The following is a 6,893-nucleotide window of genomic DNA, read 5'->3' as shown; positions in this document are numbered from 1 at the left end:
GGTGGCCGTCCTCGTTCCGGCGGGACCCGAGGTCACCTCACGAAAGGCGGCTGCCGTACTAGGGGCTATCGCCGTCGCCAGAGATCGACAAACGACGACTGCCCCTAGATCGACGGGAGCGGGGTGGGTCAGAAGTCGTCGTCGAACGAGACGCTGCCGCTGACGCCAACCTGGTACGCCGAGACCCGCCGCTCGAAAAAGTTGGACAACTCCTGCACGTCCTGCAACTCCATGAAGGCGAACGGGTTCTTCGAGTCGTACAGCGGCGCCATGTCCAGCTGCGCCAACCGGCGGTCGGCCACGTGCTGGAGGTACTCGCGCATGTCCGTGAGGGACAGACCGGACACGCCCTGTTCGAGCAGGTCCTCGGCGAACTGCACCTCGCACTCGACGGCCTCGGCCAGCATGTCGCGCACCTGGCCGGCCAACTCCTCGTCGAAGAGGTCAGGCTCCTCGCGGCGCACCGTGTCGACCACGTCGAAGGCAAAGGCCATGTGCATCGACTCGTCGCGGAACACCCAGTTGGTGCCGGAGGCCAGACCGTGCAGCAGCCCCCGGGACCGCAGGAAGTAGACGTAGGCGAACGCCCCGTAGAAGAACAGCCCCTCGATGCAGGCGGCGAAGCAGATCAGGTTCAGCAGGAACGCCCGCCGGTCCTCCCGGGTACGCAACTCGCGCAGTTCGTAGATCGAGTCGATCCAGCGGAAGCAGAACTCGGCCTTGCCCCGGATCGACGGAATGTTCTCCACCGCGGCGAACGCCTCGAAGCGGTCCTGTTCGTCGGGCACGTAGGTGTCGAGCAGGTTGAGGTAGAACTGGACGTGCACCGCTTCCTCGAACAACTGCCGGGACAGGTAGAGCCGGCCCTCCGGGCTGTTGACGTGCTGGTAGAGGTTGAGCACCAGGTTGTTGGCGACGATGGTGTCGCCGGTGGCGAAGAACGCCACCAGCCGGCCGACCAGGTGCCGCTCCGCCGTCGACAACCGGGACAGGTCCGCCAGGTCGGAGTGCAGGTCGACCTCCTCGACGGTCCAGGTGTTCTTGATCGCGTCGCGGAAGCGGTCGAAGAAGTGGGGATAGCGCATCGGCCGCAGCGTCAGGTCCATGCCCGGGTCGAGCAGCATCTTCCGGGCACGCGGGTCGGTGGTGTTGGTGCGGGTTCCGGGGACGGCGGTCATTGGCATGCCTCGCAGCTCTCAGGGTTCTCCAGGGAGCAGGCCGACGCCTCTTCGTCGCTGACCGCGACGATCGGCTTGACCGTCGGGGTGACGGCGACGGTGGCCTGCTGGATGCGGGTCGCGGGACGCGAGCGCAGGTAGTAGGTGGTCTTCAGCCCGGACTTCCAGGCGTACAGGTACATCGACGACAGTTTGCCGATGCTCGGCGCGCTGATGAACAGGTTCAGCGACTGCGACTGGTCGATGAACGGCGCACGGGCGGCGGCCAGGTCGACCAGGGCCCGCTGCGGCAGTTCCCAGGCGGTACGGAACAGCTCCCGCACCTCCGCCGGCAACTCGGCGATGCCCTGCACCGACCCTTCGGCCCGTTTGATCTGCTCGCGGATCGCCGCCGTCCACAGCCCGCGTGCCTTCAGCTCACGCACCAGATAGGTGTTGATCTGAAGGAACTCCCCGGACATCGTCTCCCGCTTGAACAGGTTCGACACCTGTGGCTCGATGCACTCGTAGCAGCCGGCGATCGAGGCGATCGTGGCGGTCGGGGCGATCGCCACCAGCAGCGAGTTCCGCAGGCCGTGGACGGCGATCGTCTCGCGCAGCGCGGCCCACCGCTGCATCTGCGTGACCTCGGCACCCCAGAGGTCCGGATGCAGCCTGCCCTGCGCGGCCCGCGTCTGCGCGTACGCGGGATGCGGGCCGGACCGCTCGGCGAGCCCGGCCGATGTCTCCAGCGCGGTCAGGAAGATCTCCTCCTGCACCCGGGTCGACAGCTCCCGCGCCGGCGCCGAGTCGAACGGCAGCCGCAGGATGAACAGCGCGTCCTGCAGCCCCATCAGCCCGAGCCCGATCGGACGCCAGCGCGGGTTCGACGCCGCCGCCTGTTCGGCCGGGTAGTAGTTGATGTCGATCACCCGGTCGAGGAACACCACCGCGGTGCGCACGGTGGCGCGCAGCCGCTCCCAGTCGACGCCGTCCGCGCTGACGTGCGCTCCCAGATTGATCGACCCCAGGTTGCACACCGCGGTCTCGGTGTCGCTGTTGACCTCGAGGATCTCGGTGCACAGATTGGACAGGTGGATGGTGTTGCCGGGCGCGCCGGTCTGGTTGGACAGCCGGTTCGAGGCGTCCTTGAACGTCATCCACCCGTTGCCGGTCTGCGCGAGGGTACGCATCATCCGCCCGTACAGATCCCGGGCCTTGACCGTCCGGACGGCCTTCTTCTCCGCCGCCCGGTACGCCTCGTCGAAGGCGTCGCCGAACAGGTCGGGCAGTTCGGGGGCGTCGGACGGGTCGATCAGCGACCAGTCACCGTCCGCCTCGACCCGCCGCATGAACTCGTCCGGAATCCAGTTGGCCAGGTTCAGGTTGTGCGTGCGCCGGGACTCCTCGCCGGTGTTGTCGCGCAGTTCGAGGAACTCCTCGATGTCGGGGTGCCAGGGTTCGAGGTAGACGCAGGCCGCGCCCTTGCGCCGGCCGCCCTGGTTGACCGCCGCCACGCCCGCGTCGAGCGTTTTGAGGAACGGCACGATGCCGTTCGACCTGCCGTTGGTCCCCCGGATCAGCGCGCCGCGACCGCGCACCCGCGCCCAGGAGATGCCGATGCCGCCAGAGAACTTCGACAGCTTCGCCACCTGGTGGTAACGCTCGTAGATCGAGTCGAGTTCGTCGCGTGGCGAGTCGACCAGAAAGCACGACGACATCTGGGTGTGCCGGGTGCCCGAGTTGAACAGCGTCGGTGAGCTCGGCAGATAGGCCAGGCTGGACATCAGCCGGTAGAATCCGATCGCCTCGCCCGGCGTCTGCGACAGCCCGCAGGCCACCCGCAGCAGCCAGTACTGCGGGGTTTCCACCACCAGGCGGGTCTCCGGGTGCCGCAGCAGGTACCGATCCGCGACCGTCCGCAGACCGAAGTACTCGAACCGCAGGTCGCCGTCCAGGTCGACCGCGTCGTCCAGCTTGCGCGCGTGGCGGGCCACGAACCCCGCGGTGTCGTCTCCGATCAGCCCCAGGCCGTGCGCGTACCGGATCGACTGGCTGAAGCTCGCCACCTGCTGCCCACGTACCTCCTTGTCCACGTACGCGACCAGCAGCCGGGCGGCAAGTTTGGAGTACTGCGGCTCCTCGCCGATCAGTTCGGCGGCCGTCTGGATGGAGAGCTTGTCCAGCTCAGCGGTGGTGGCGCCGTCGTACAGGCCGCTGATGGTCTTGGTTGCCACCCGCAGCGGGTCCACCTCGCCGAGGTCGGCCACCCACCGCTCCACCGCACGGACGATCTTGTTGACGTCCACCGGCTCGGTGGCGCCGCTGCGTTTGCGGACCTGCATCGCGTGCCGGCGCTGCTCCGACACACCTGGTCCGGACGCCGCCATCTCCTGCACGACCGTCACGTCTCTCTCCTCGCGCCGTCTGGTGGAGGCCTCGGACGCGCAGGGGAACGCCACCGGGTGCACCTCTGACGGCGCGTACCCGGTTGGTGGCGTTGGCCGTCCCGCGCGGCCGTTGGCCGCCGCCCGCGAGCGCGGGCGGCGAGCTGGCAGGTCTTCGGACTCGTGGGCGTCGTGCTCGCGTCTACTGGCCGTCGCTTCCCAGACCTGGCGGGTCCAGTGCTTGGTGACGGCGGTCGTTCCCACTCACCGCTGCGGGGCAGTTCCGGTGTCGCACCGGATTCCCTCTTGCCTCGGCCGCCCTGGATGGACGCCCGAACCAGCTACTAGTGACACCATATATGGGCCACCCGATAGCGCAAGACACCAGATGTCGTGTCGGCGTGTCCCTGCAACGGAGATCACATGCCCCACCTGGACACAGCTGACCCCGCCGCGTCGATCTAGGGCAGTTCGTCGTTGCCGGCGATCGACCAGTAACGATCAGCCCTAGATCGACGCGGCGGGTGTGGCCACGGTGATCCTGACGGTTGTTCGCAAGCAGAGGTCGCCGTTGGGGGTGCGGGCATCGTCGAGCGCCCGCGCGGCGTCGGCCGTCGCGGCGTCCAACCGGGTGGCCGGCACGCGCCCCAGCAGCGCCCGACCGGCGTGCGACCACAACCATTCCATCCAGTGGTCGACGTCGCGGAACCGGCTCTCGATCCGATGCTCCCCGACCTCGGTCACGGTGAGCCCCGCCGCGGCCATCGTCGCGCCGGTCCTCGTCTCGTCGGCGAAGAGGTGGTCCGGGGAAGTCGGTCGCGGTTGGTCGGCCGGCAGATGCGCCGCCAGTGCGGCCATGGCGGCGACGAACGCCGGATCCTGGGCCGCGAAGGTGCTGACCGCCAGGCGGCCGGAGGGCCGCAGTAGCCGCGCGTAGGATCGCAGCGCCTGTTGCGGGTCGGGCAACAGGAAGACGACCAGGCCCGCCAGGACGGCGTCGAGGCTACGGGGCGGGAAGTCGGGCCGCTGGGCGTCGTCCACCAGCACGGCGACCTGACTCAGGCCCGCCCGGGCGGCGTCCCCGGCAGTGAGGGTGACCATGGCGGGGGCGAGGTCGATGCCCGTCACGTGCCCGGTCGGTCCGGTCGCCTCGGCCGCCGGAAAGAGGACCGCACCCCGGCCGCAGCCGACGTCGAGGACCTGGTCACCCGGCCGGATGCCGGCACGCCGGACAAGTTCGGCACCGAGCGGGCCGAAGAACGAAACCCCGGTGCGGTCGTAGGTCGGGGCCGCCCACTCGAACACCTCGGCGACCGAGCCCTGCGCAGCAGCGTTCGTCATCGAAGACCTCCTCGTCGTGGTGCCGGCCGGAGCGGGGTCACGGTTCGGGTGGTGGTGCGGCCGGCCGCACCACCAATGAATATGAAAATCCTAACCGATAGTTTGGCTCACCGCTCCCGAACGTGGACGGACCACCGATGGCGACCCGTCCACGCCGCAGGTACCAGCCGGAGGACCGGCGGAAGGTCGCCTCAGCAGGTGTTGAGCATGGTGCTCAACGCCGACTTCTCGGCGCTCTGCACGGAGAGACCGTAGTACCACTTGACCTGGATCCAGGCCCGCGCGTAGGTGCAGTGGAAGGCGGCAACTGGAGGCTTCCAGGCAGCCGGGTCCTTGTCACCCTTGGAGGAGTTGACACTGCCGGTGACCGCCCACAACTCCGGGCCACCGAGGTCGTTGGCGTAGGTCTGCCGCCGCGAGGTGGTCCAGGACCACGCCCCGGACCGCCACGCCTCGGCCAACGGCACCACGTGATCGATGGAGATCTCCGCCGGGTTCGTGCGGGTGACCCCGTCGTACGGGCTGTACCAGGATCCAGCGGTCGGATAGCAGCTGGAGTCGACCGTGACGTTGCTGCCGTCACGCTTGAGCACCTGCTCCCGGGTGTTGCAGGTGCCGGTGATGGTGATCCAGTGCGGGAACAGGTCGCGGTTGTAGCTGGACTGCTGGGACTCGGCCGCGACGGTGAGCGAGTTCAGCCGGCTCACCGCCGTGCTGTGCGAGGGAATGTTCGGCGGGGTGGCCTGGGCCGGCGGCGGGGCCAGCATGACGGACAGGACGACGGCGGCCACCGATGCGAAGGCGGCCTTGCGTACGCGAGCCACTGGTCGACTCCTGACTGTCTCCTGCCACGGCGGGTGGGGATCCCGACGAGGGGCATGGCAGGGACGGTCTGAAGTGTCACAGACATCGCGATCGATAGATCCCCGTCCGGCGAACTTCGCCGTGAACGCCGTGTGAAGACACTCGACTCAGACGGTGATGGCGACCTTGGCACGGGCGTGCTCGCCCTCCACGTACCGGATCGCCTGGGCTACGTCGTCGAGCGGGTAGGTGCGATCGATGACCGGGGTCACCCTGCCGGACTCCGCCAGCTCACGCAGCCCCGCCAGCAGCTCTCGGCTCGGCGGCGTGCCGAGCACGACGATCCGCTCACGGACGAGGCGGGCCACCGCCTGCCCGGTGATGATCAGGGCCATCGGCCCGACGATCCCGGGGCGGCCCCGGAAGCTCCCCCCGCCGGAGAGCACCAACGTCCCGCCGGGCGCCAGCGCCCGCCGCAGCTCGCCGAGCCGCCGATTGCCCACCAGGTCGAACACCACGTCGTGCCGCCGGCCGAGGCGGGTAAAATCCTCCACTGTGTAATCCACAACGACGTCGGCGCCGAGGGACCGCACCAGACCCACGTTTCTGCTGCTACACACCGCCGTCACCTCGACCCCCAACGCCTTGGCGATCTGGACGGCGAACGTACCCACCCCACCCGAGGCACCGTTGATCAGGACGTGCTGGCCGGCCCGCAGGCGTCCCAGGTCCCGCAGACCCATCAGGGCGGTGCTGCCGGCCAACGGCATCGTGGCCGCCTGCGCGAAGCTGAGGTTGGCGGGCTTGAACTCGATCCCGTCGGCGGGAGCGCAGACGTACTCGGCGAACGCCCCATGTGCGTCGCCCAGGTCGCCGTACACCTCGTCGCCGGGGCGGAACCGGTCCACGTCGGAGCCGACCGCCGCGACCCGCCCGGCGAAGTCGGTACCACGTATCCGCTGCCTGGGTCCGCGCGGGCCGAACACCGTCGGCAGGGCCAGTCGCGCCAGGTACGGGTCACCCCGCAACACGTGCCAGTCCCGCGCGTTGACCGAGGCCGCGTGCACCCGCACCAGCACCTCGTGCCGGGCCGGCACCGGCTGGTCGACCTCTTCCAGTCGCAACACGTCCGGTGGGCCGTACCGTTGCTGCACCATCGCCTTCATGCCGGTCATGGTGGCACTCGCGGTCGACGCCTGTCGTC

5 protein-coding genes and 1 riboswitch are annotated in these 6,893 nt (G+C 69.1%); all 5 genes read right to left on the bottom strand.

Annotation, left to right across the window (positions count from 1 at the left end; genetic code table 11):
- Nucleotides 1-128 precede the first annotated feature (128 nt).
- Nucleotides 129-1,178, bottom strand: a complete 1,050-nt coding sequence (locus tag ACFHWY_RS18440) for a ribonucleotide-diphosphate reductase subunit beta (protein WP_416581443.1) — start codon at nt 1,176-1,178, stop codon at nt 129-131.
- A complete protein-coding gene (locus ACFHWY_RS18435) occupies nt 1,175-3,547 on the bottom strand; it encodes a ribonucleoside-diphosphate reductase subunit alpha (RefSeq protein ID WP_416581447.1) in 2,373 nt (790 codons plus the stop codon). Before ACFHWY_RS18435 ends, ACFHWY_RS18440 begins: the two co-directional genes overlap by 4 nt.
- A gap of 145 nt (nt 3,548-3,692) precedes the next feature.
- Nucleotides 3,693-3,901, bottom strand: a riboswitch (cobalamin riboswitch).
- A gap of 150 nt (nt 3,902-4,051) precedes the next feature.
- Nucleotides 4,052-4,885, bottom strand: coding sequence for a class I SAM-dependent methyltransferase (locus tag ACFHWY_RS18430; protein ID WP_416581442.1), 834 nt, complete (start codon nt 4,883-4,885; stop codon nt 4,052-4,054).
- A 191-nt stretch (nt 4,886-5,076) separates the two neighbouring features.
- Nucleotides 5,077-5,709: an HNH endonuclease family protein gene (locus tag ACFHWY_RS18425; protein WP_416581441.1), complete on the bottom strand. Its 633-nt coding sequence runs from the start codon at nt 5,707-5,709 to the stop codon at nt 5,077-5,079.
- Between the two features lie 147 nt (nt 5,710-5,856).
- Entirely contained in the window at nt 5,857-6,855 is a 999-nt protein-coding gene (locus tag ACFHWY_RS18420; protein WP_416581440.1) for an NAD(P)-dependent alcohol dehydrogenase, read from the bottom strand.
- Nucleotides 6,856-6,893: the final 38 nt, after the last annotated feature.

The organism is Micromonospora sp. LOL_024 (genome assembly GCF_048060415.1).
GTDB lineage: Bacteria > Actinomycetota > Actinomycetes > Mycobacteriales > Micromonosporaceae > Micromonospora.
This window is presented reverse-complemented; position numbering and strand designations above follow the sequence as displayed.

Coding starts and splice junctions, on each gene's coding strand:
- ACFHWY_RS18430 (WP_416581442.1), bottom strand. CDS start 4,885: ATGACGAACGCTGCTGCGCAGGGCTCGGTCGCCGAGGTGTTCGAGTGG.
- ACFHWY_RS18440 (WP_416581443.1), bottom strand. CDS start 1,178: ATGACCGCCGTCCCCGGAACCCGCACCAACACCACCGACCCGCGTGCC.
- ACFHWY_RS18420 (WP_416581440.1), bottom strand. CDS start 6,855: ATGAAGGCGATGGTGCAGCAACGGTACGGCCCACCGGACGTGTTGCGA.
- ACFHWY_RS18435 (WP_416581447.1), bottom strand. CDS start 3,547: ATGGCGGCGTCCGGACCAGGTGTGTCGGAGCAGCGCCGGCACGCGATG.